16 protein-coding genes and 7 pseudogenes are annotated in these 22,471 nt (G+C 51.5%); 14 read left to right on the top strand and 9 right to left on the bottom strand.

Features of this window, described 5'->3' with window-relative positions; all coding sequences use genetic code 11:
• Positions 1 to 38: 38 nt before the first annotated feature.
• The 8 genes and pseudogenes from JCM12539_RS00100 to JCM12539_RS12955 all read left to right on the top strand — a co-directional run bounded on the left by JCM12539_RS00100 (position 39) and on the right by JCM12539_RS12955 (position 8,787).
• Positions 39 to 1,269: pseudogene (locus tag JCM12539_RS00100) on the top strand (extracellular solute-binding protein).
• A gap of 58 nt (positions 1,270 to 1,327) precedes the next feature.
• Positions 1,328 to 2,686 carry a carbohydrate ABC transporter permease gene (locus JCM12539_RS00095; protein ID WP_054648311.1) on the top strand — a complete coding sequence of 453 codons (1,359 nt, stop codon included), beginning with the start codon at positions 1,328 to 1,330 and terminating at the stop codon, positions 2,684 to 2,686.
• 5 nt (positions 2,687 to 2,691) lie between these two features.
• Entirely contained in the window at positions 2,692 to 3,549 is an 858-nt protein-coding gene (locus JCM12539_RS00090; RefSeq protein ID WP_054648309.1) for a sugar ABC transporter permease, read from the top strand.
• A 168-nt stretch (positions 3,550 to 3,717) separates the two neighbouring features.
• A pseudogene (locus tag JCM12539_RS00085) lies at positions 3,718 to 4,675 on the top strand (LacI family DNA-binding transcriptional regulator).
• A 217-nt stretch (positions 4,676 to 4,892) separates the two neighbouring features.
• Positions 4,893 to 6,290: pseudogene (locus JCM12539_RS00080) on the top strand (NCS2 family permease).
• 194 nt (positions 6,291 to 6,484) lie between these two features.
• On the top strand, positions 6,485 to 7,006 hold the full coding sequence (locus JCM12539_RS00075) for a GNAT family N-acetyltransferase (protein ID WP_054648307.1): 522 nt from the start codon (positions 6,485 to 6,487) through the stop codon (positions 7,004 to 7,006).
• Between the two features lie 32 nt (positions 7,007 to 7,038).
• A pseudogene (locus JCM12539_RS00070) lies at positions 7,039 to 8,410 on the top strand (replication-associated recombination protein A).
• A 206-nt stretch (positions 8,411 to 8,616) separates the two neighbouring features.
• Positions 8,617 to 8,787, top strand: a complete 171-nt coding sequence (locus JCM12539_RS12955) for a hypothetical protein (RefSeq protein WP_156301945.1) — start codon at positions 8,617 to 8,619, stop codon at positions 8,785 to 8,787.
• 115 nt (positions 8,788 to 8,902) lie between these two features.
• On the opposite strand, the gene JCM12539_RS00065 is transcribed toward JCM12539_RS12955, so the two are convergent.
• The 8 genes from JCM12539_RS00065 to JCM12539_RS00035 form a co-directional block, all read right to left on the bottom strand.
• Positions 8,903 to 9,424 carry a YhgE/Pip family protein gene (locus tag JCM12539_RS00065; RefSeq protein ID WP_225350151.1) on the bottom strand — a complete coding sequence of 174 codons (522 nt, stop codon included), beginning with the start codon at positions 9,422 to 9,424 and terminating at the stop codon, positions 8,903 to 8,905.
• Positions 9,425 to 9,587: 163 nt separating this feature from the next.
• A complete protein-coding gene (locus JCM12539_RS00060) occupies positions 9,588 to 11,771 on the bottom strand; it encodes a YhgE/Pip domain-containing protein (RefSeq protein WP_054648303.1) in 2,184 nt (727 codons plus the stop codon).
• Positions 11,772 to 12,090: 319 nt separating this feature from the next.
• A complete protein-coding gene (locus tag JCM12539_RS00055) occupies positions 12,091 to 12,738 on the bottom strand; it encodes a YhgE/Pip family protein (protein WP_054648301.1) in 648 nt (215 codons plus the stop codon).
• A 53-nt stretch (positions 12,739 to 12,791) separates the two neighbouring features.
• Positions 12,792 to 13,016 carry a hypothetical protein gene (locus JCM12539_RS00050; protein WP_054648299.1) on the bottom strand — a complete coding sequence of 75 codons (225 nt, stop codon included), beginning with the start codon at positions 13,014 to 13,016 and terminating at the stop codon, positions 12,792 to 12,794.
• Positions 12,992 to 13,420, bottom strand: coding sequence for a hypothetical protein (locus JCM12539_RS00045; RefSeq protein ID WP_054648297.1), 429 nt, complete (start codon positions 13,418 to 13,420; stop codon positions 12,992 to 12,994). The genes JCM12539_RS00050 and JCM12539_RS00045 overlap by 25 nt, the downstream gene beginning before the upstream one ends.
• Positions 13,421 to 13,475: 55 nt before the next feature.
• Positions 13,476 to 13,598 carry a hypothetical protein gene (locus JCM12539_RS14385; protein WP_263849698.1) on the bottom strand — a complete coding sequence of 41 codons (123 nt, stop codon included), beginning with the start codon at positions 13,596 to 13,598 and terminating at the stop codon, positions 13,476 to 13,478.
• A 53-nt stretch (positions 13,599 to 13,651) separates the two neighbouring features.
• Positions 13,652 to 14,431: a hypothetical protein gene (locus JCM12539_RS00040; RefSeq protein WP_054648295.1), complete on the bottom strand. Its 780-nt coding sequence runs from the start codon at positions 14,429 to 14,431 to the stop codon at positions 13,652 to 13,654.
• Positions 14,428 to 15,009 carry a YhgE/Pip domain-containing protein gene (locus JCM12539_RS00035; protein WP_054648293.1) on the bottom strand — a complete coding sequence of 194 codons (582 nt, stop codon included), beginning with the start codon at positions 15,007 to 15,009 and terminating at the stop codon, positions 14,428 to 14,430. The genes JCM12539_RS00040 and JCM12539_RS00035 overlap by 4 nt, the downstream gene beginning before the upstream one ends.
• Positions 15,010 to 15,301: 292 nt before the next feature.
• Between JCM12539_RS00035 and JCM12539_RS00030 the strand changes: the two genes are divergently transcribed.
• From JCM12539_RS00030 to JCM12539_RS00010, 6 genes and pseudogenes are all read left to right on the top strand, one after another.
• Positions 15,302 to 15,781, top strand: a complete 480-nt coding sequence (locus JCM12539_RS00030; RefSeq protein ID WP_054648291.1) for a hypothetical protein — start codon at positions 15,302 to 15,304, stop codon at positions 15,779 to 15,781.
• 235 nt (positions 15,782 to 16,016) lie between these two features.
• Positions 16,017 to 17,141, top strand: a pseudogene (locus JCM12539_RS15415) (phosphoketolase family protein); the annotation flags it as partial.
• Complete coding sequence (locus tag JCM12539_RS15410; protein ID WP_439645101.1) at positions 17,121 to 18,419, top strand: phosphoketolase family protein; 1,299 nt, start codon at positions 17,121 to 17,123, stop codon at positions 18,417 to 18,419. The pseudogene JCM12539_RS15415 and the gene JCM12539_RS15410, both read left to right, overlap by 21 nt.
• 236 nt (positions 18,420 to 18,655) lie before the next feature.
• Positions 18,656 to 20,019, top strand: a pseudogene (locus JCM12539_RS00020) (FAD-dependent oxidoreductase).
• A 22-nt stretch (positions 20,020 to 20,041) separates the two neighbouring features.
• Positions 20,042 to 20,674: pseudogene (locus JCM12539_RS00015) on the top strand (LVIS_2131 family protein).
• A 357-nt stretch (positions 20,675 to 21,031) separates the two neighbouring features.
• On the top strand, positions 21,032 to 21,586 hold the full coding sequence (locus JCM12539_RS00010) for a CvpA family protein (protein WP_054648287.1): 555 nt from the start codon (positions 21,032 to 21,034) through the stop codon (positions 21,584 to 21,586).
• 129 nt (positions 21,587 to 21,715) lie between these two features.
• Here the strand turns inward: JCM12539_RS00010 and JCM12539_RS00005 are convergent, their stop codons facing one another.
• On the bottom strand, positions 21,716 to 22,000 hold the full coding sequence (locus tag JCM12539_RS00005) for a hypothetical protein (RefSeq protein WP_054648285.1): 285 nt from the start codon (positions 21,998 to 22,000) through the stop codon (positions 21,716 to 21,718).
• Between the last annotated feature and the right edge of the window lie 471 nt (positions 22,001 to 22,471).

The raw sequence follows: 22,471 nt of genomic DNA, 5'->3' as shown, positions 1-22,471 counted from the left end.
TCGGCAAATTATAAGATTCCGTTGGGAGGAATAATATCATGAAGTTATGGCAAAAGATTGCGTTAGGGAGCACAGCACTTATTGCGGCAACGGTACTCGCTGCTTGTGGGAAGTCGTCCAACTCGGACAGTAGCAGCAGTACAAAGACCACTGGGACTGTTAAACTTTGGGTCGACACCACCCAGGTTTCATACTTTAAGAGTATCGTCAAAAAAATTCAACAAGGAATATCCAGACGTTACCGTCAAGGTTACGCAGAGCCCGAACGGTTCAGCTAACGCCAAAACCGACGTAGCTAAGGATCCATCCAAGGCTGCAGATGTATTCGAAGTACCAAACGATCAGCTGGGATCCATGGCTAATCAAGGCTATATTAATCCATTATCACCAAGTGCATCTAGTTACGTTAAAAAGCATAATGTTGCCGATGCAGCTAAAGGTGTGACTTGGAAGGGTAAGATGTATGCCTATCCTGTTTATGAACAAGTTCAGACGCTGTTTTATAACAAATCTAAGCTATCCGCTGAAGATGTTAAGGATTGGGACACACTCACTTCTAAGGGCGTAGTCGCCACAGACTTTACGAATGCTTATAACTATTACCCGGTATTCTTCAGTGCAGGAACTTACCTATATGGTAAGAATGGCGAGACTCTGAATGGAACAAACGTTGCCAATTCTAAAGGTGTTGCGGCTATGACCTGGCTTGCTCAGCAAAAGAGCAATAAGAATGTTATGCAAACGTCTAATGCGCTAAACCAGTTGAAGTCCGGCAATGCCGCTGCCACACTCGATGGTCCTTGGGATGCTGCTAACATCAAGAAGATTCTGGGTAAGAACTACGCGGTAGCACCATATCCAACTATTACGATTAACGGTAAGAAAGTACAGATGCAAGCGTTCAAGGGTATCGAAACATTTGCCGTTAATGCGCACACGGCTACCAAGAACCAAAAGGCTGCCGCAGCTTTGGCACAGTACATCACCAACAAGCAGTCTCAGCTAACCGTTTACAAGCACTCTGGTCAAATTCCTGTCGACAAGACGGCACAAAAGAGCAGTCAGTTGAAGTCGGATCCTGAGGCCCAAGCAGTGATGACGATGTCCCAAACTGGATATTCAGTCCTTCAGCCAAAGATGAGTCAGATGGCAACATTCTGGAACCTCTCTGCCCCACTGATTAATGGTGCATACACTGGTTCAATTAAGGCAAGCCAATACAGCACTAAGCTGGAAACTTTCCAAAAGGCTATCTCGCAAAAGAACTAGTAGTTGAGGGTGTAAAAGCACCTTTAACGGTTGCTTGAGGCCTTAGTAAGGAGAAGTTATGTTTAGAAAGAAAAATACTTTACCTCCTGCGGCGACGTATAAAGAAGTGTGGCGTAATGGCGACCAGTACACAAAGCTATCCTTTGTGTTCATGGGCCTGGCGCAGATCAAGAATAAGCAATGGGCGAAGGGGTTCGCGTACCTAGGTACCGAAATAGTCTTTCTACTCTGGTTTGTGTTTAGCGGGATTAGCACACTGAGCATGTTGACAACGTTGGGTGTGAATAAGACCAAGCGGGTTGTCTACAATCAGTCTCAAGGTGTGTATATTACCAAATTACCGGATAATTCCGTTGTCATTCTACTATTTGGTGTCCTAGCGGTAATCCTGCTATTAGCAATGGTATTTCTGTATGTGACTAGCTTGAAATCATTACGCACACTGTATGTTCAGAATCGTGATGGGACACATGTTCCCACCAACAAGGAACAACTGAGCTCCTTGCTGGATAGCAAACTACACATCACTTTGATGAGCATTCCAATACTCGGAGTAATGGCATTCACCGTGTTACCAACGCTTTATATGATTTCAATGGCCTTCACGAACTATGATTCCAAACATCCAATTGGTTTCTCCTGGACGGGCTTTAAAGCTTTTGGCAACGTTCTAACCGGTGATTTGGCCGGCACGTTCTTCCCTGTGTTGGGTTGGACGCTGGTTTGGGCGGTTGCCGCAACGGCGACCACGTTCTTCTTCGGTGTCTTACTTGCGCTGTTAATTGAATCAAGGGGTATCAAGCGTAAGGGCTTGTGGCGGACAATCTTTGTAATTGTGTACGCCGTACCGCAATTTGTTTCGCTATTGATGATGGCACAATTTCTAGACTTACAAGGGCCGCTCAACACGGTACTGATGAATTGGGGCTGGATTGCGCACCCAATTAACTTTATTGGTGCCTCGGCCAATGCCACAGTGGCGCGTATTACAGTTATTGTTGTTAACATGTGGATTGGTATTCCGGTATCAATGTTAACCTCAACCGCGATTATCCAGAACTTGCCACAAGATCAGATTGAAGCCGCGCGAATGGATGGCGCCAATCCATTCCAGATTTTCCGTCGGATTACATTCCCGCAAATTTTGTTTGTGATGGCGCCGGCATTGATTCAGCAATTTATCGGCAACATCAACAACTTTAACGTAATATTCCTGCTCACTGGTGGGTATCCAATGAATAACAGCTACAACGGTGCTGGTGATACTGATTTACTGGTTACTTGGCTGTACAACCTGGTATTTGGACAAACACAAAGATATAACGCATCGGCGGTGTTAGGCATTCTAATTTTCATCATCAGTGCTACGGTGTCCCTGTTTGCTTACCGGCGTACAAACGCATTTAAGGAGGGGTGATTAAAATGTCATCATATCATGCAAAACGGCGGCTATCGCTCATCCTTCGGTACGTATTACTAGCTGTGCTGGCGATTGTTTGGATTTTCCCGATTGTTTGGATTGTGTTGGCCAGCTTTTCATACAACGACACAGGTTTCGTTTCGACGATTTGGCCTAAGCAGTTTACGCTTAGTAATTATATTGGCATTTTCACTAGTGACCAATTCCCGTTTGTTTATTGGATTCGCAACACTCTGTTTGTGTCGATTGTATCCATGATTCTGTCGACGTTTGTCACAATTTCTGTAGCATATGCGTTGTCCCGCCTACGTTTTCGTTTTCGGAAACCGTACCTGCAAATTGCGCTAATACTGGGGATGTTTCCAGGATTCATGTCCATGATTGCGCTCTACTACATCTTGAAGAGCTTCGATATGCTGAATCTGGTGGGCTTGATTCTGGTTTATGTTGGTGGTGCAGGTTTAGGATTCTACATTGCCAAGGGCTTTTTCGATACTATCCCGCGTTCAATCGATGAAGCTGCTGAAATTGATGGGGCATCACGGTGGCAAGTCTTTGTCCACATTGGGTTGCCGATGTCCAAACCAATCATTGTATATACTGCATTGACTGCGTTTATCGCACCATGGACGGACTTCATTTTCTCGGGAATCATTCTCTCCAGTTCTGGTAATTCAAAGACGTATACGATCGCATACGGCTTGTACAACATGGTCCATGCAACAAAGGGTACTTCAACCGCCTACTTCACTTGGTTTATTGCAGGCTGTGTAATTATCGCAATACCAATTACTATTCTGTTTGTAGTTATGCAGAAGTTCTATGTTAACGGCATAACCGCTGGTGCAGATAAAGGCTAATTATTTATGTTATGTTAGCGAGTAATGATAGGCACCAATGAGGATTCGATATGTTAATCGAATCCTTTTTGGGGTGTTAGGGTATTGCCCGAAGATATGGTGTTAGATTTTAAGCAAAGTATATTATGATGGATATATTACTGTTAGTGTGTGATTGAGGGGGCCCATATGGTTACGCTTTCTGATGTAGCAAAGCAAGCAAACGTTTCTAAGATGACAGTTTCTCGTGTTATTAATCATCCCGAACAAGTTACACCTGAACTTAAGCAGTTGGTTGAGGACGCCATCATTGCTTTAAATTACCAACCAAACTCAGTGGCTAAGGCGTTAGCGAATAACCGCACGAATGTAATTAAAGTTGCCATTCTGGAGGATATTGATACTACTGAGCCGTACTATATGAGTCTTCTTTTTGGGGTTGCTAAGGGGCTGGATCGCAAAGGATATGCCTTGCAACTGGTTACGGATCGGGCTCGTCTTAGCGTTGGCAATGTTGCCGATGGTTTCATTGTGACCGGCGCGCGGTCAGAAGACATCCCCTTAATTGACAGCCTGTCGCAGCCGACAGTTATTTTTGGCGAGAATCACAATGGATATGACTTCATTGATACTGACAACAAGGAAGGCACTGCTTTAGCGACTGCGTACGCCTTAGCTAAAAGTTATCAGTCCGTGATATTTATTGGTATTGACGTAAAAGAGTCGTTTGAATACTCTCGGGAAGCAGGATACATTAATACGCTCCAACAGCATAAAATAGTGCCCAAGATACATCGCATGGGGAACCACAGCCATCAATCACAAGCATTCGTCAACGATAATTGGCGTAAGTTTGCTCGTAATACGTGCTTTATTTGTGCATCCGACCGTTTAGCAATCGGTGTCGAGAGGGCTATCATCCAAAACGGCGGTAATATACCCAACGATTTTGCGGTTATCGGGTTTGATGGTGTTTTTCTGGATCAAGTGGCTAATCCTCAATTAACGACGGTTAAACAGCCAGTGCAGAAGCTCGGCGAATTGTTAGCACGCATGTTGATACAAAAAAATTGCTCAAAGTGGGGCGCAGCAAGGAGAGTTATTGGTAAGTCCGGAGTTAGTAAAACGTGGCACAACTAGAAACTAATTAAACAGGATTATTACTAAATCGCCCACCGGCTTTAAAACTGGTGGGTTTTTGCTTATGGTCGTTTAATAACGTTCGTGATTATCCGAACAAATGCAACGTAGCCATTGCAATTGTTCATGATTAATCGTAGAATGATGCCATCAAGAGGAAAAGGAGCACGTAATGGAACACTTTTTTTAAGCTAAAGACGTACAATACGTCCGTTGGTACCGAAATTTTGGCTGGATTCACTACATTCTTTGCCATGTCATACATTCTTTTTGTTAACCCCCAGTTGCTCTCCTTGACGGGGATGCCATCCCAGGCCGTCTTCCTGGCAACCATTATTGCCAGTGCTACGGGGACCCTGGTTATGGGGCTGTTTGCCAACGTACCCTACGCCCTGGCACCAGGATGGGGCTCAACGCCTTCTTTACTTACACCGTCGTCTTTGCGCTCGGCTACTCCTGGCAACAGGCGCTGGCCCTCGTGTTCATTTGTGGCCTGATCAACATTTTGATTACCGTCACCAGCATTCGGAAGACCATTATTGCGGCAATCCCACAGGTTATGCAGCATGCCATTAGTGGTGGTATCGGGGTATTTGTTGCCTACATAGGGTTGAAAAACGCTGGGTTCCTCCAATTCACTTCCGATTCATCCGACATTTTGTCCATTAACGACAAGGCGTACAATGCGCACGCAGCGGTGAAGGGTGTGACTAGCGTGGTCACTGGCGGCGGTATCGTACCCGCGTTGACTAGCTTTACGCAGTCTGGTGCTTTGCTCGCACTGATTGGGTTGATCATCATGACCATTCTCGTGGTGAAAAAGGTACCCGGGGCCGTCATGATTAGTATCATTGCAACCACAATTATTGGGATCCCCATGGGCGTGACTGACCTGAGCTTTGCTTCTAGCAACTCCCTGGGTTCGTCCATTCACCAGCTAGGTACCACGTTTGGCGCCGCATTTAGTCATGCCGGATTTGGCACGCTGTTTAGCAATAGTAGCCATATTCTCCTGACGTTGATGACCATCTTTGCCTTCTGCTTCTCCGATACGTTTGATACAATTGGGACGTTTATCGGTACTGGTCACCGCAGCGGTATTTTTACCGACGAGGAAATTCACGAACTGGAAACGACTAAGGGCTTTGCGACCCGGTTGGACAAAGCGTTGGTGGCAGACTCCGTGGCCACAAGTATTGGCGCCGTCTTTGGTACATCCAACACGACGACCTATATTGAAAGTGCTGCGGGGATTGGTGCTGGTGGCCGTACCGGGCTGACCAGTGTGACCGTTGCCATCCTGTTCGTTATTTCGGGCCTGTTTGCACCGATTATTTCCATCGTACCGACGGAAGCCGTAGCACCAGCTGATTCTGGTTGGGGTCATGATGGCTTCTAGTCTCAAGGAAATCAACTGGAGTGACCTCTCCGAAGCTATCCCGTCGTTCATGGCCTCCGTAGTCATGGGACTTATTTACAACATTTCTTACGGGATTGCGGCCGGCTTCATCTTCTACTGCCTGATTAAGATTATTGAAGGTAAAGTGCGTGAGATTCACCCAATGTTGGGTGTGGTGACGATTGGGTTTATACTTAACTTCATTGTATTGGCCATTCTCTAACTAATTAGTTAGGCTCGTTTACTTGAAATATGCGCATCATTATTGGGGGTCACCTGGCGAATGTCGGGTGACCCTTTTAGGTGCGTTGGGACTGGGGAAGGGATTTGCCTGACAATTTGGCTGGTGGTTGGCGGCCCTTGGTGGACCTACGTGTTAAAATACAATAGTAAAGTAAGTAGACAGGGGGTGGCGTTGTGGCCATCTTTGAGAAGTATCACCCAATTATGTCGGTGCACTACACGATGGACTGGCTGACCATGGCCAAACTCAAAGAAGTATTTGCACTGCGGCAGGATCCTGAAATTGCTCGTGGTCAGGAGCGGCCGGTTGACACCGTGATTGGCGACACCGCTCACTACGTTAACCGCGCCATGGCGCTGGTGATGCGCAACCAGGCGCTACTCTATGGCGTGCAGGATCGGGCCACTGGCCGACTGATGGGCACCTTTGGTTTGTTCAACGTGGACGAGCAACGCATGACGGCGTCGGTGCGTCTTGCTACGCTGGCGGACACCAATCCGGCAGTGATGGCGGAGGTGTTACCCCGAATGCTGGGGTTTGCGGTGCACGAATTGGAGCTCCAGTGGTTAACGGCTGAGCAAATTGTGCGGTCCACGGATGCGGCGCTGTTTCAGCAGCACCACTTTGCGCCTGAGGGCCAGCACCTGGTTTTGGACGCCAGCAAAATTATGCATGACGAACAGTATATGTTTTAGCTTAGATTGATGATGAACGGGGGTGTCCATCTATGCGGCAAGAATCCCTTTTTGGTGATGACGCGGGAGATACGCGGTCAGCACAAGCGGACCAGGGCTATCAGCCACTGGCTAGTCGCTTGCGGCCGCAGACCCTCGCTGAATTTGTGGGGCAGGAGAACCTGGTTGCTCCCGGCCAGGTTTTGTATAACCTGATTGAACGTGACGAAGTGAGTTCCATGATTTTTTGGGGTCCGCCCGGTGTGGGTAAAACCACGCTGGCCCAGCTGATTGCGCGACAAACCAAGGCTGCCTTCGTGACCTTCTCTGCGGTCACGAGTGGCATCAAGGAAATTCGCAAAGTAATGGAAGAGGCGGAGGGCAACCGCGAGCTGGGGCAAAAAAACCATCGTCTTCGTGGATGAAATTCACCGATTTAATAAGGCCCAACAGGACGCGTTTTTGCCGTACGTTGAACGCGGCAGCATCATTCTGATTGGGGCGACGACTGAAAACCCGTCGTTTGAGGTCAACGCCGCCCTCTTATCGCGGATGCGGGTCTTTGTGTTACACGCATTAACCGCCGATGAGCTGGTGCACCTACTGCATAATGCCATTGAGAGCCACCGCGGCTTTGCCGATTTCACCATCGATATTAGTGACGACTTACTCCACGCCATCGCGGATTACGCGAATGGGGATGCGCGGACGGCGCTGAATACACTTGAGATGGCGGTCACTAACGCCCGAATTGTCGATGGTGTGACGCAGGTGACCAAAGACGATTTGGCGCAGATTATGGGTACTAAAGCCTTGCTGTACGATAAGCACGGCGAGGAGCACTACAACATCATCTCGGCTTTGCACAAATCGATGCGTAATTCGGATGTGGATGCTGCCATCTACTGGTTGGCCCGGATGTTGGAGGCGGGGGAGGACCCGCTGTATGTGGCACGGCGGCTGGTCCGCTTTGCGAGTGAGGACGTCGGGATGGCGGACTCACGGGCGCTGGAGATTGCGATTGCGGCGTACCAGGCGTGCCAATTTCTGGGGATGCCTGAGTGTAACGTGCACCTGACGCACGCGGTGACGTACCTGGCGCTCGCACCGAAGAGTAACCAGATGGAAGTAGCGTACAACAGTGCGGCGGCGGACGCTAAGAACACGATGGCGGAGCCGGTGCCGTTGCAGATTCGTAATGGGGTCACGGGTTTGATGAAGGACTTAGGTTACGGCAAGGATTACCAGTATGCGCACGACACCAAGGATAAGCTCACCACGATGCAGACGATGCCGGATAATTTGGTGGGGAAGCGGTATTACCACCCTACTGATCAGGGTAGCGAAGCGCGGGTAAAGCAGCGCGTGGAGCAGATTCGAAAGTGGCATGAGGAACATGATGGGAGAGCGGAGCCCCGCGGTTAGAAGGCAGAGCATAAGTTACTATCGCCGAAAGGCCCGTACTTGGCCTTTTGGTGATAGTAGCTTATGCGTCGCTTTCTGCGGGGCGCAGCTCGTTTTAAAACGCACGAGTAGCGAGGGAGCGCAGTAGCATTTCACCTTTACTCGGCTACCGAGACCCGGACGCGTTGCAGTTAATCATTTTACATTCCATATGAAGGAGAAATACTATGTGGCAGGCACTAACCGGCATCTTTGCCGTTGTATTTATCGTTGCGTTGGTGCTGACCATCGTGATGATTGTGAAAAATCGGCGTAATTGGGCGTCAATCATGGTGACGTTAGCGACCATTAGCTTTATTGCGGCGTTGGTGTGCGCGTATCTATGGGGGCAAGCATAGAACATCTGCCGATTTTATAGCGAGATGCCACTGTTTCAGTCCAGACTAAATAAACTCAAAAACCGTGCTATCTATACACTCATCTAGTGTATGGATAGCACGGTTTTGTTAATGCTTATTCTTCGCTGTGTTCCCCGTCGCTCCCAATGAGGTACCCGATTGCGGGTATCATCAGTGCGACGCTGAGAACTGCAATGACTACGAGAATCACGATGCTGGTGATCACCGTGCCGGACGCGATGCCGTCGGTGAGTGCCTCGCGGTAGCCGTTGATTGCGTACGTCATCGGCAGGAATTTCTGCATGGATTCGTACAGCGGGCTGATGGTTTCAGCCGGGAACAGACCACCGGAACCGCTCAGTGTCAGTAGCGCCAGTGCGATGAAGATACCAACGCGGTTGAACGCCAGGTTCAGCAGCATGGTGAGGTACTGCGCTGCGAGGGCAAAGAGGATGGTGATGCCGTAGAACGCGGCCACGTGGTTCACGTCGAGGCCGAACGCCATAATCAGCGTGGCTTCGACCACAGCCATGGCTACGGCCACGCCGGTACCAACAGCGAGCTTAGTGCCCAGGAACTGGAATACCGATTCGTCTTTGCCATTGCGACGCCGCATTGGGTAGCCAAAGTTGAAGATGATGATCCAATGAAGAGGGCAAGGGCGAGTACGTATGGTGCCAGTGCCTGACCGTAGTTAACCACCTTCGTGTACTTGATTTCAGTATCCTTCGACGGTTGGGCAAACATCTTTGCGGTCTTGCCAGTCAAACTGGTCTTGGCGATGGTGTCGCTACCGCTCTTCAGGCCGGTGGTGAGCTTGTTGGAACCTTGTGCAACTTCTTCACGCCGCTCACTAGGGTTGGCACACTCGCGTTCAGCGTACCTAAGCCACCGCTAATCTGGCTGGAGCCGGACACGAGGGCGCTGGAGTTAGCGTTCAGCTGCTTGGTGCCGTCGTATAGTTGGGTCACACCAGAGGCCAGCGTTGGTACGCTGTTGTTCAAAGTAGCGAGGCCGGCGTACAGCTGGCCGGAACCGGTGTACAACTGGGAAACGCCACTCGATAGGGTAGGAATGTTGCCACTAAGAGTGGTGAGACCGCCAGAAAGTTGCTGGGCGCCGCTGTTCAGAGCAGCGGAGTTGCTATTAAGGGTGTTGGCACCGGCAGCTAACTGGTTAACGCCGGAAGCCAAGGTTGGTACCTGGCTGTTAAGGGAATTGAGGCCGGTAGATTCCTGGTTCGCCCCGTCTGCCAGTCTTTGAACGTTACTAGTTAACGTTGGTACTTGGGCTTCCAACTTTTGGAGGCCGTTGCTTTCCTGTTGCGCACCATCAGTCAGTTGCTGAATACCGGTAGCCAGTTGTGGTGCCTTACCATTCAGGGTATCGAGCCCGGTGTTAATTTGCGCCGAGCCAGATTTCAACTGGTCTAGCGCACTGTCGAACTGACTGATTGCTGATTGCAAACCGGTTGGATCGCCAGCAGAGTCTGTCGCCGTGCTGGTTAAATTAGTCTTCACGATGCTCAAGACGCTGCTTTGGGTGGAGTACGCGGTCAACGTGGAGCTTTGGGCCGTCTTGACCTTGGCCCAGGCCGCCGTTAACGCTGCTTTCTGGTCGACATCCGTTACGCCGTCGATGGCGGTCTGCATTTCGGTATTCGCTGAGTCCTGGTTAGCTTTCAAAGTAGCGTAGGACTTCAGGATACCGGACATCATATTCAGGGTGGATACTTGCGAATTGATTTTACCCTGTAGCTTGTCCATCTTATCCTTCATCTGGCTGATACCGTCAGCGAGTTGCTGGCTACCATCATCCAGTTTCTGGACGGAGCTGGTCAGGTCGGTGTCCTCGGTGTCGCCGTTAACCTGCCCGTTCAGCTGGTTGGCGCCACTGTAAATTGAGCCGGCACCCGTGTTGAGTTGGTTGATTGCTGATGCCAAAGAAGGGTTGTTATCGCTGCCAGTAGTAACGGCAGCGTTCAGTTGGTTCAGGCCGTCACTTAGTTGGGTGCCACCGTCGTTCAACTGCGATACACCTTTGGACAACGTCGGAACGTTACCTTGTAGCTGGGATAGTCCACTTTGCACCTGGCCAACCCCGCCAGTGTAGCTCTGCACGCCGGACGCCAGGGTTTTCCCGCCGGCATCTAGCTGGGTCACCCCGCTAGCCAGCGTTGGAACCTGAGCGTACAGTTGGCCGAGCCCCTTGTACAGCGAACCGCTACCGGTGTATAGCGCGCTCACACCGCTAGAAAGTGTGGGAATCTGGGCGTACAGCTGGGACATGCCGGAGTGCACCTGCGCCACGCCGTTCGTGTAGGTCACGACGCCGGCAGTGAGTTGGTTACTACCCGTTGCGAGTTGCGAGACGCCACTTGGCATTGCGGCCGTGCCGCTTTGGAGGGTACTGATACCGTCCGTAATCTGCTGGGAACCGTTAGCCGCGGTTTTGAGCTGCTTGCCAATGCTACCAATTTGCTGAATAAAGGTTTGTGCGTATGTTTGTGTGACCTTGGCCTTAATCTGGTCGTTGAGCTTATCACTCCCCACCTGGCTCATGACTTCCCCAATGTAGTTGAGGGAGCCGTTGGTCTTGTAAGTAAAGTGCATCTGTTGGGGAGTCTTGTCGAGCACCGTAGCCGCATCCCGGGAGAAATCCTTCGGGAATGTGATGACGGCGTAGTACTTGTTGTCCTTGAGTCCCTGCGCTGCGGCTTTGGCAGTCGTGACGTGCCAACCCAGCTGGTCGTCTTTGCGTAACTTGGCGACCGTCTGCGCACCCACGTTGACCCGCTGACCCTTGAGCGTGGTGGGCTGGTCCAGGTTGACTACCGCGATGGGTAGCTTGCTGGTACGGCCGTAAGGATCCCAGGCCGAGGTGAGAAAGCAGTAGGAGTAAAAGATGGGGATGAGGATGGTCGCAACCATTAGCCAGATCACCCATTTATGCCTCAGCATGTGGTGTAACTCTTCTTTGATCATCGTTATTTAACGCTCCTTCTTCGATATCTCCGGTAATCTGATACACGTGTAACTGATAACAAATTAGTACGGTAAAGTGTGGTATGGATGGACAAATAACACCGTGATATCAATTGTTTAGAACTCACGTGGTAATTAAAAAGCAACAAAAAAAATGGCGAATACCGCGCAGTTCATGGGAGCCAGTTTACAGAAATCTTTATAACTTTTGAATGATACGTTTGTAACCTATACATCAATAAAATTGTTTGTACCACGTAAAAACGCCCTCAAACGCGCTGAGGCGTTCGGGGGCGTTGGGGGTCAATTGACCTAGATATTATTCGGCGTTGCTATCGTTCGTGTCAGATTCTTCGTCTTTGCCGATGATGTAGCCAATTGCCGGGATCATGAGGGCGATGCTCAGGATAGCGACCACAATTAGAATGACGGTACTGGTGGTGACCGTGGTGCTACTAATACCGTCAGTAATCGCGTTGCGGTAACCGTTAATGGCGTGCGTCATGGGCAGGAATTGTTGAATGGACTCGAATAGTGGGTTGATGGTCTCGGCGGGGAAGAGGCCGCCAGATCCGCTCAGGGTCAACAGTCCTAGGGCGATGAAGATACCGACCCGGTTAAACGCCAGGTTGAGTAGCATGGTCATGTACTGTGCGGCGAGGGCGAACAGAATGGTGATGCCGTAGAATGCGCCGACGTGAGCCACGGGCAGGCCGAGCAGCATAATCAGCGTAGCCTCGATGATCGCCATGGCAACTGCGACTACCGTACCGACCGCTAATTTGGAGAAGAGGAACTGCATCACGGTTTCGTTACGATGATTCCGCCGCCGCATCGGGTAGCCAAAGTTGAAGATGATAATCGCGATGAATAGTGCGAGGGCCAATACGTATGGTGCCAAAGCGGCGCCGTAATTCGCGACCTTCGTAAACCGTATCTGCTTGTCGGTTGCAGGGTTAGCAAACATTTTGGCGGTTAGCGGCGTGAGGTGGGCCTGACTAATTTGCAGGGCACCATCCTTCAGCCGGTGGTGAGCTGACCTGAACCATCATTAAGGCGGTTAATACCGTCCATCAACGTTGGTAGGCTGGCGTTCAGTGTGCTCAGCCCACCAGCCAGCTGACTAGCACCACTCTTCAAAGCGGGAGAGTTGCTGTTCAGCAGTTGGCTACCGTCGTAAAGCTGTTGTACGCCTGACCGTAATGTTGGTACGGCTGCGTTCAGTTGGTCGGCACCATCGCGCAATTTGCCGGAGTTAGCTTTAAGCTGCTGGGTGCGTCGTACAGTTGCTTGACCCCGGAGGCCAATGTTGGCGCAGCGGCGTTCAACTGCCCGGCACCGTCGCGGAGCTTGGCGGAGTTAGCGTGGAGCTGTTGCGTGCCGTCGTACAACTGGGTGACGGCACTGGCGAGACTGGTGGTCTGGTGACCCTGCTCGTCAACACCCACGTTCACAGCATTGTTCAGCTTAACCAAACCGTCGCGGAGCTGGGTGACGCCGGCAGTCAGGCTGGTCGTCGTACTGCCATCAGCAGCAACGCCCACGTTGACGGCGTTGTTCAACTTGTTCAGGCCGTCCTTCAACTGGGACACGGCACTCGCGTACGTTGGGTGGCCGCTGACGTCAGCGTGGTTTAACTCGTTGTCCATGGTTTCCAGGTTATCAGCAAATTTCTGGATGGCGACCTTCAGCCCCTTGGGGTCGCTACAGCGTCGGTGTCCGTCCGCTGGATGCTGTTTTTGGCAAAGCTGAGGTAGCCTTAGTGGTGTTGTAGGCCGTATCCTTAGCGTCTTTGGCACCGGTGTAGCTGGCTTCAAACTTACTCAAAGCCGCCTGGGCGTCGGCGTCACCGGACTTAGCTACCGCCGCCTTGAGGCTAGCTAGGTCGTTATCAGCGTGGTGGTGGCAGTTTTTTGCAGCTTCTCAAAGTGAATTAGCGGGTAGACTTTGTCGGTGCCGGCCGGGAGACCGAGATCGCTGGTGGTGATGCCTTTTGGTGTCAGGATAGTCGCAACGGGTAGCCCGATATCAAAGGTCTGGAACGCGGAACTAATCAACGTGTTTTGGTCAGAGATGGCCTGTAGTAACTTGGTCATCTTGTTGTGTAACGTGGCGACGCCGTCGGGCAGGTTGACCTGGTCATCCCCCAATTTGGCCTGAATGGTGTAGTGGTCCAGGTCGTTAATACCGGTGAGTAGGGCCTTAGTACCCGAACTCAAAGTAGAGTTGTCACTCGATTCCGGCACGACACTGGTATACATTTGGTTGATGCCGTCAGTCAGTTGCTGGACGCCGCCGGTAAGTTGCGGGGCGTTGGCGTTAATCTGTTGGATACCGTCGGCCACCTGGTCCGTGCCGCCGGTGTACTGGTTAACCCCGTCGGCCAGTTGACCAATGCCACTTTGCAGGGCCGGGGTGTTGCCGTAGAGTAGACTGATACCATCGGCCACCTGATCCGTGCCGTTAGTATACTGGTTGATCCCGTCATCGAGTTGGCCGACTCCAGCAGCCAACTCGGGTGTTTTGGCGTGCAGTTGCCCGAGCCCGTCCGCTACCCGACCAACGCCATCCGTGTATTGGTTGATGCCGCTGGCGAGCTGGCCGGAGCCAGCGGTTAGTTGCTGAACCCCGCTCGGCATCGCCGCGGTTTTGGCCTTCATTTGCCCCAGCCATCGCTAATCTGGGTTGAACCGTCAGCGGCTTTGCCCAGTTGCTTGCCAATACCGTGCATTTGGTCGATAAACGACTGGGCGTAGGTTTGGGTGACCTTGGCCTGAATTTGGCTGTTCAGTTTGTCACTACCAACCTGACTCATTACTTCACTAATATAGTTGAGTGAGCCGTTGGTCTTATAGGTAAAGTGCATTTGTTGCGGCTGCTTATCCAGCACCGTCGCCGCGTCGCGCGAAAAGTTGCGCGGGAAGGTGATTACGGCGTAGTACTTATTGTTTTTCAGCCCGCGGGCCGCTTCCTGGGCGGAGGTGATGTGCCAGCCTAGCTGGTGGTCCTTCCGTAACTTGGCGACGGTTTGTTCACCAACGTTGACGGTTTGCCCCTGTAGCTTGGTCGGTTCATCGAGGTTGACGACCGCGATGGGCACCTTGCCCGTGTTACCGTACGGGTCCCAAGCAGAGGTGAGGAAGAAAAACGAGTAGGTGATTGGAATCAAAATGGTGGCGACCATCAGCCAGATGACGCCGCGATTGCGTATGATGTGCTGCAGCTCGGATTTAAGCAAAGTGGGGTACTCTCCTTCATGGTTGTTGTTGGGGTGACACATTTAAATAACGCGCATCGTTATTTAAAACACATGACGATTAATTGAGCCCAGAACGTTAATACGTGTGCCTGACCTGCAAATGCATGGTCGACCCAAACATTACAAATTGCGTATAGCCTATGAAGGTAGTTTACATGGGATTTGGGTGTCTTGACTACGGTACGAGTGTCACGGATAACCGAACTAATTCTACGCACGCAACCGCTTACTATAGTAGAATAGGTGTATTACCAATACGGGGGTACGCAACATGTCAGACCGGTTACCACAGCAGCTGCAAGAATTACTGTCCGCCGAGAGTGTGTTCCAGGCGGTTCAGGATGGCGCAACCAAGCGTCTACTGGCCAATTTAACCAAAGCCGAACGGGAAGCGTTACTGACCGCGATTCCCAAGATCCTGCTGGCGGCAGACAGCAAGCCAGACGCTGCCGGCAAAGTGGATGTGGAACAGATGATCCACGACTCGCATAACTTGCACCGTGACTACGACTTGCTTAGCGAGTTTGGCCGCATCTTTGAATCTCGCCGCAAAAAAAAGGTAGCCGCAAGCGGCTACCGTAAGTTGGTGTGCGGATGTGGCTGGCTGGCAACGTTACCCGCAATGACGCGGGTACGGTGCCGCTGTGCCGGGCGCGGGGTGCGTTGTGGTTCGGCGGCCGGCAATGGTCGCGGTTCCTGGGGCAAGTCCGCGGGGGCTTCGACAAACGTGATCTTGGCGTGCACCCGCTGAATGAGCATGACGGTGGCGGCGCCCGCGATGAAGGCTAGTGCTGTGGCGGTTTTAGACATGGCTTTTCCTCCCTCTGTGACAATTGTTACTATTATTTTAACATGGTGTGCACCCCGTGGTGTACGCGGTAAAATGGTGTACAGGATGGTCGAACAAATGGTCGTTCTGCGCTATACTAAAGTAAGGTGCTGTGAGCGGTTACCAATCACGGCCGGTCTATTGTTCGTGCGGCGTAATGCCGTGCACCTTTGACCCAAAAAAAATGGAGGTTGCTGTAATGACGGAATATTCTACACCCGAGTACTTTGCAAAGATGACTCGGTACTGGCAGGCTGCCAACTACTTGTCTGTCGGCCAGTTGTACCTGAAGGACAACCCATTGCTCAAACGGACCATCGTGGCTACGGACGTTAAGGTTCACCCAATCGGCCACTGGGGCACGATTGCGGGGCAGAACTTTATCTACACCCACTTAAATCGTGTCATTAACAAATACAATCTAAACATGTTCTACATTGAAGGCCCAGGTCATGGTGGCCAGGTCATGGTCTCCAATTCATACTTGGACGGCACTTACACTGAGGACTATCCTGAGGTAACCCAGGACCAGCAGGGGATGCAGAAACTGTTCAAGCAGTTTAGTTTTCCTGGTGGGGTGGCGAGTCATGCCAGTGCGCAGACACCGGGATCAATGCATGAAGGTGGCGAATTAGGCTACTCCCTCAGTCACGGCGTTGGTGCTATCCTGGATAACCCGGACGAGATTGCGGCCGTTGTTATTGGCGATGGCGAAAGTGAAACTGGCCCGCTCGCTGCTAGCTGGTTTAGCAACACGTTCATTAACCCGATTAATGATGGTGCGGTACTGCCAATTATTCACATGAACGGGTTTAAGATTAGTAACCCGACCATCTTGTCGCGTAAGTCCGATGAAGACGTACGGAAGTACCTGGAAGGCGCAGGCTGGGCACCCATCTTTGTTGAGGGTGACGACCCAGAAAAGCTCAATCCAGAAATGGCACGGGCCCTGGACGAGGCGGTGGAGAGTATTCGTGCCATCCAGCAGAATGCTCGCGAGACCGGCAATGCTGGTCAGCCACACTGGCCAGTGGTCGTCTTCCGTTCGCCAAAGGGCTGGACGGGCCCGAAGGAGTGATGATGACCCCATTGAGGCTCATTCCGCGCACACCAAATCCCGATTCCCGTCACCTCTGAGGACATGACTCACGTTGACGCGCTGACCTCATGGCTAAAATCGTACCATCCTGAAGAACAGTTTGATGCTGCAGGGCATTTGGTACCGGAACTGCAAGCGTTGTTGCCGGACCACGACCACTTGATGGCGGCCAACCCGATTACTAACGGGGGCCTGTCGCCACAGCCGTTGAAGTTGCCCGACTTTAAGAAGTACGCTTTGGACAACTCGAAGCCTGGCCGTTTAACCAAGCAAGACATGATTGTTTGGTCTGACTACCTGCGCGATTTGATTAAGCTGAACCCGACGAACTTCCGCGTCTTTGGTCCGGACGAAACGATGAGCAACCGGTTGTACGGCTTGTTTGAAGAGACCGCGCGGCAGTGGCTTGAACCAATTGACGAACACACGGACGAAAAGCTGGCGACCTCTGGCCGGATTATTGACTCGCAACTTTCTGAGCACCAGAGCGAAGGCTTCCTGGAAGGCTACACGCTGACCGGACGTCACGGCCTCTTTACTAGTTATGAAGCCTTTCTGCGGGTCGTGGACTCCATGCTGACGCAGTACTTCAAGTGGGTTCGTGAGGCCAGTGAGCAGCCATGGCGGCGTCACTACCCATCATTGAACGTGGTTGCAACTTCGACCAGCTTCCAGCAGGATCACAACGGGTACACGCACCAGGATCCAGGGATTCTGACGCACCTGGCAGAAAAGAAGCCTGAATTTATCCGGGAATACTTGCCAGCGGACGCGAACTCACTGCTTGCTTTGTCACCAAAGCTGTTTAGTAGTTCCGAAACGGTTAACTTGCTGGTGACCTCTAAGCAGCCACGGCCACAGTTCTACAGTATCGAAGAGGCCCAACGCCTCGCTGATGCCGGGATGGGCCGGATTGATTGGGCCAGCACCGACGATGATGGCGCACCAGAGGTAGTGATTGCTGCTGCTGGGACTGAACCGAACATGGAAAGTTTGGCTGCCATTGACCTGCTACGGGTTACGTTCCCGAACATGCGGATCCGGTTCATTAACGTCATCGACCTGCTTAAGCTCCGGCGGCCGGAGCAAGATCCTCGTGGCTTGACCGACGCTGCGTTTGACGACCTGTTCACGGTGGATAAGCCCGTCATCTTTGCCTTCCATGGCTATGAAGGACTCATTCGCGACATGTGGTTCGGCCGGCACAACCAGAACCTGCGTATCCACGGCTACCGTGAAGACGGTGATATTACTACGCCGTTCGACATGCGGGTACTGAACGAACTTGACCGTTACCACCTGGCCAAGGATGTGATTGAGGCCGTTGGCGGGTACGGCGACGAGGGCAAAGCCTTCATCGACCGGATGGACGCCACGCTGAAGTACCACAATGACTACATTCGCCGCGAAGGGGACGATATTCCCGAAGTACGCGAATGGCAGTGGACGCCAGTGAAATAGACTATGCTCAATTAACGTTGGCTATGCACATTGGGGCTGTGACATTGGTTACGGCTCCTTTGCGTATCCCGGGGGTTGATTAGCACCGAACGGGGCCATTGTTTAGAATTATTGCGGGTAGTTGACCTTTGATATTTGTCGTTCCTGTGCGATACTGATAACAAGAAAAGTGGCCGCCGCTGGTTAAGTGACCGCTGTTGAACGTGGTTCCCAATGAACGAATGGAGCACCAATTTATGAAAGTAGTTGTGATTGGTTGTACCCATGCAGGTACGGCCGCGGTCCAGGAAATACTCAACCGCGATCCCGAGACGGAGGTGGCGGTATATGAGCGCAACGCGGATATCTCCTTTTTGTCGTGCGGTATTTACCTCTACCTAGGTGGGGTTGTCCGCGACCTACACGACGTTTTTTTTATGCTACCGGGCCTGAGGTTGAGGCGATGGGACTGCACGTGGGCGTACATTTACGGCATGACGTCACGCTAGTTGATGCCAAGCGCAAAGTAGTGGAGGTTCAGGACCTCGAAACTGGCGAGAAGTTCAGCGATACCTACGACAAGCTGATTGTCACCACTGGTTCGTACCCAGTGGCTTCACCTATCCGCGGCGTGAACGTCGAGAACGTCTTTTTGTGCAAAAACTTCAAGGATGCCCAGGCAATCAAAGCTGCCTCTGACCAGGCTAAGCGGATTGCGGTTGTTGGCGGCGGGTACATCGGCGTCGAGATTGCCAGCTCCTTTGCCCAACAGGGCCGCCATGACGTGCTGCTGATTAATGGCCGCCACGGACTGCTGAGTCATTACGTTGACCGCGGGTTGGCGAGTCGAATCGGGGATGACCTGCGGAACCACGGGGTTGACCTACATGATGGCGAACACGTGCTGGAATTTGACGGGGATGGCGATGGCCGGGTGTTTATCCGTACCGATAAGGGCGAGATTGAAACCGACATTGTGATTCTATGCGTCGGGTTTCAACCCATGACGGAGTTGGTTGCCGGTATGGTGGACCTGGACCGCAGTCAGGCCATCATCGTGAACGACCAGATGCAAAGTAGCGACCCGGACATTTACGCGGCGGGCGACTCGACCGTGGTGCGGTTTAACCCCACGGGTCAGTATGCCTACGCCCCTTTGGCTACCAACGCCGTACGTCAGGGCAAGATTGCGGGAGCAAACATTATTAATCCCGGCAGCATCCACTACATGGGTACGCAATCCACTAGCGCGCTAAGCATTCTGGAGCACAACATGGCGACCAGCGGCCTGACCTACAGCCGGGCCCGTAAGTATTTTGACGACGTTGATTTTGTTGAATTTAGGGATAATTATCGTCCGGAATTTATGCCGACGACGACGCCGATTGAGGGTACGCTGGTATTTCGGCGGTCAACCCGGCAGATTCTCGGCGGGCAATTTTACAGCAAGCTGGATATCTCGATGTGCGCAAACGTCATTTCGGTAATGATCCAAAATAAGAATACCGTGGACGATTTGGGGTATGTGGATATGTTGTTCAACCCCAACTTTGACCGTCCGTGGAACTACATGAATTTGTTGGGTCAAGCCGCAATCAATAAGCTTGACCAACCGCAATAGACACGCACTCTGAGGAAGACTCATGAACGCATGGAACCTGATCGGTGTGGCGGCGTGGATTATTCTCGTCGCTTACCTCATCTTTATCGTGATTAACATTCGCCAGCGGCACCTCAAGATGATTGTGGTACACGGCAAGCACCGCTCCGGGCGGACCATACTGCTGGACCTTGTAGAGGTGATTGTTTTCTGCGCTGCGTTGTACGGCTTGGTTTATGCGCTGCTGCGGCCAACTAACTTTACGAATAAGGCAGAGGCCACGGTGACCTACCAGTACCAACCGTTGGTATTGCAGACGGATGATAAGCACTCGTATTACGCTGAGGTTCGTTCGGGTGCGGGGAAGAATTCGTTGATGCACTACACGTATTGGGTGGAGAACGCTAAGGTTGAGGTTAACAGCAATGACGCAACCGTTTCTAACGGCAGTAGTATTCTGAACATGCACTTCCCACTTCCCGTGGAACGCCAAGAAGCTAACCTCGATGGATCAGCAAACGGACAAGGCATTTGTGGCGACGATTAAGCCAAGTACAAAGGCAACTTTTTGAACGGCCTGGGTCTTCGTGCCGGTAAGGTGGGGGACACCTTCTCGTTGATTCGGGTGCCAAGTGATGACTTTACGACCATTGTACCGTTGAACGACGGCAAATAGATTTTGAAGTAGTGACTGTACGCTGCCGGCAAAATCAGTGGCTACGGAAAAACGATGAACATCGACGCCGGCCGGCTTCTGACCGGGCGGCGTTATGGTGAGAAGCCAGCCTACAGACGTGGACCACAATGCGGCTCCCTGTGCCGAACCCAATACGACCGATATTCCTAAATTAGGGAATATCGGTCGTATTACGTTAGTGCTCGGATCTACCGCATTGTGGTCCACTCTCTTGTTGTTCTTTGACTAATTCATAAATTTTGGCGGACGGAATGTCCGGTGGTGCGCTTTGTAGGATAATAAACGTAAAGAATATTAGTCGCAGGCTGGGCGCGACGTACAAAAGGAGAAATTAGTATGGCTTTGAGCATTATCATTGTAATCTGGCTCCTGCTGGCGATTATGTCCGGTTGGCGTCAGGGCCTGGCAATTACGGTTATTTCGATGGTGGGTAACGTTATTTTGTGGGTGATTGCCATTGCGGCGTACCAACCGCTGGCCGTCAAGTTTGGCGGGGCGGATGTTGGGTTCGTCGGCAAAATCGTCACGTTTATACTCATTATCGTGTTGGGTAAGCTGTTGATTCACTGGTTGGCTCGCATGTCACGGCACGTGACGTGGATTCCGGTCATTAAGCAGGCGAACAGCTTGGGCGGTGCGATCGTGGCGGTCATTTTCAATTACATTGCCATATTCATCGTGCTGTCGTTATTGTTATTGGTGCAAAATACGTGGATGACTTCGCAGTATGCGGAGTCGGCGCCGGCACAGTTTATTATCACGAACTCGCCGCTACTGAATAGTAATAAGTTTCAAAACTGGTTGGGGACGAGCAACAACCAGGATAACAATAGCGATACTAACGGTACGGACAATACGGATACGACGGATAGTTCAAGCAGTAGTTATTAGGACAAAGTAAAGGGACACAGTAATGTTACTGTGTCCCCCAGGGCGTCGGTTACTGGGCGCCCTTATTGAACCAAATACCTGTCGCAAAGATGGTGTGCACACCAGACGGGTCCACGCACCCGTCGTACGCTAGGTGGTCGGTTGATTCTGTGGCGGATCAACGGCGGGGAGGCGGTGTGACAGTTGTAATCCGGTGTTCATTTCCCCATATTGAACCAAAAGTCTGGATTCGTTGTAATCACTGAGCACGTCTGCGGCCATACGGGCTAACTCGGTGGTGATCCCGGCACTCACTGAGGCATCCCGTAGTAGCACGATTGCTCGTCTAATCATGTTGTATTCCCGCAGTTGGCGTAACGCGCGGTGGTAGTGATCAACGGTAATCCGTTTAACTTGTAATGTTGCGGCATCCATAGTCGCACCCCCTATCCCGGTATTGTTATCCTTAACCACGACCACAGTGTAAATGTAATTGGTGGGTAATGCATCAAAAAAACTGTTATTTTTCCGATATTTGACTATTTTTGTTTAGAGGGCAAAGCAAGGCGGTTAGAAAGCAGAGCATAAGTGGCTCTAACCGAAAGGCCCGGTTTTGGCCTTTTGGTTAGAGCTGCTTATGTGTCGCTGTCTGCCTTGCTTTGCCCGTTTCAATACCTGACACTAACGGCAGAGCGTAGTAGCTTTCCCGCCACGGGCGACGTTGAGAACTGCATCTCGTCCAACTAACAATCGTTCATCGAACTGACAGGTGTCGTCAAAATGGTGGTGTGTTGGAACATCGGGTCCGGAAACGTAGTTGTCACCATGTAGCGTGAGGCCGCGTCGGTCAGGTTGGTGAGCGGAGGCGTGTGGGGTCGGAATGGTAACCACTGCCGGGGTGTAACG

This window comes from Lacticaseibacillus pantheris DSM 15945 = JCM 12539 = NBRC 106106 (assembly GCF_001311175.1).
In the GTDB taxonomy this organism is placed as follows: domain Bacteria; phylum Bacillota; class Bacilli; order Lactobacillales; family Lactobacillaceae; genus Lacticaseibacillus; species Lacticaseibacillus pantheris.
Note: the sequence above shows the minus strand (reverse complement) of the source record. Positions and strands in the feature narration are given on the sequence as shown.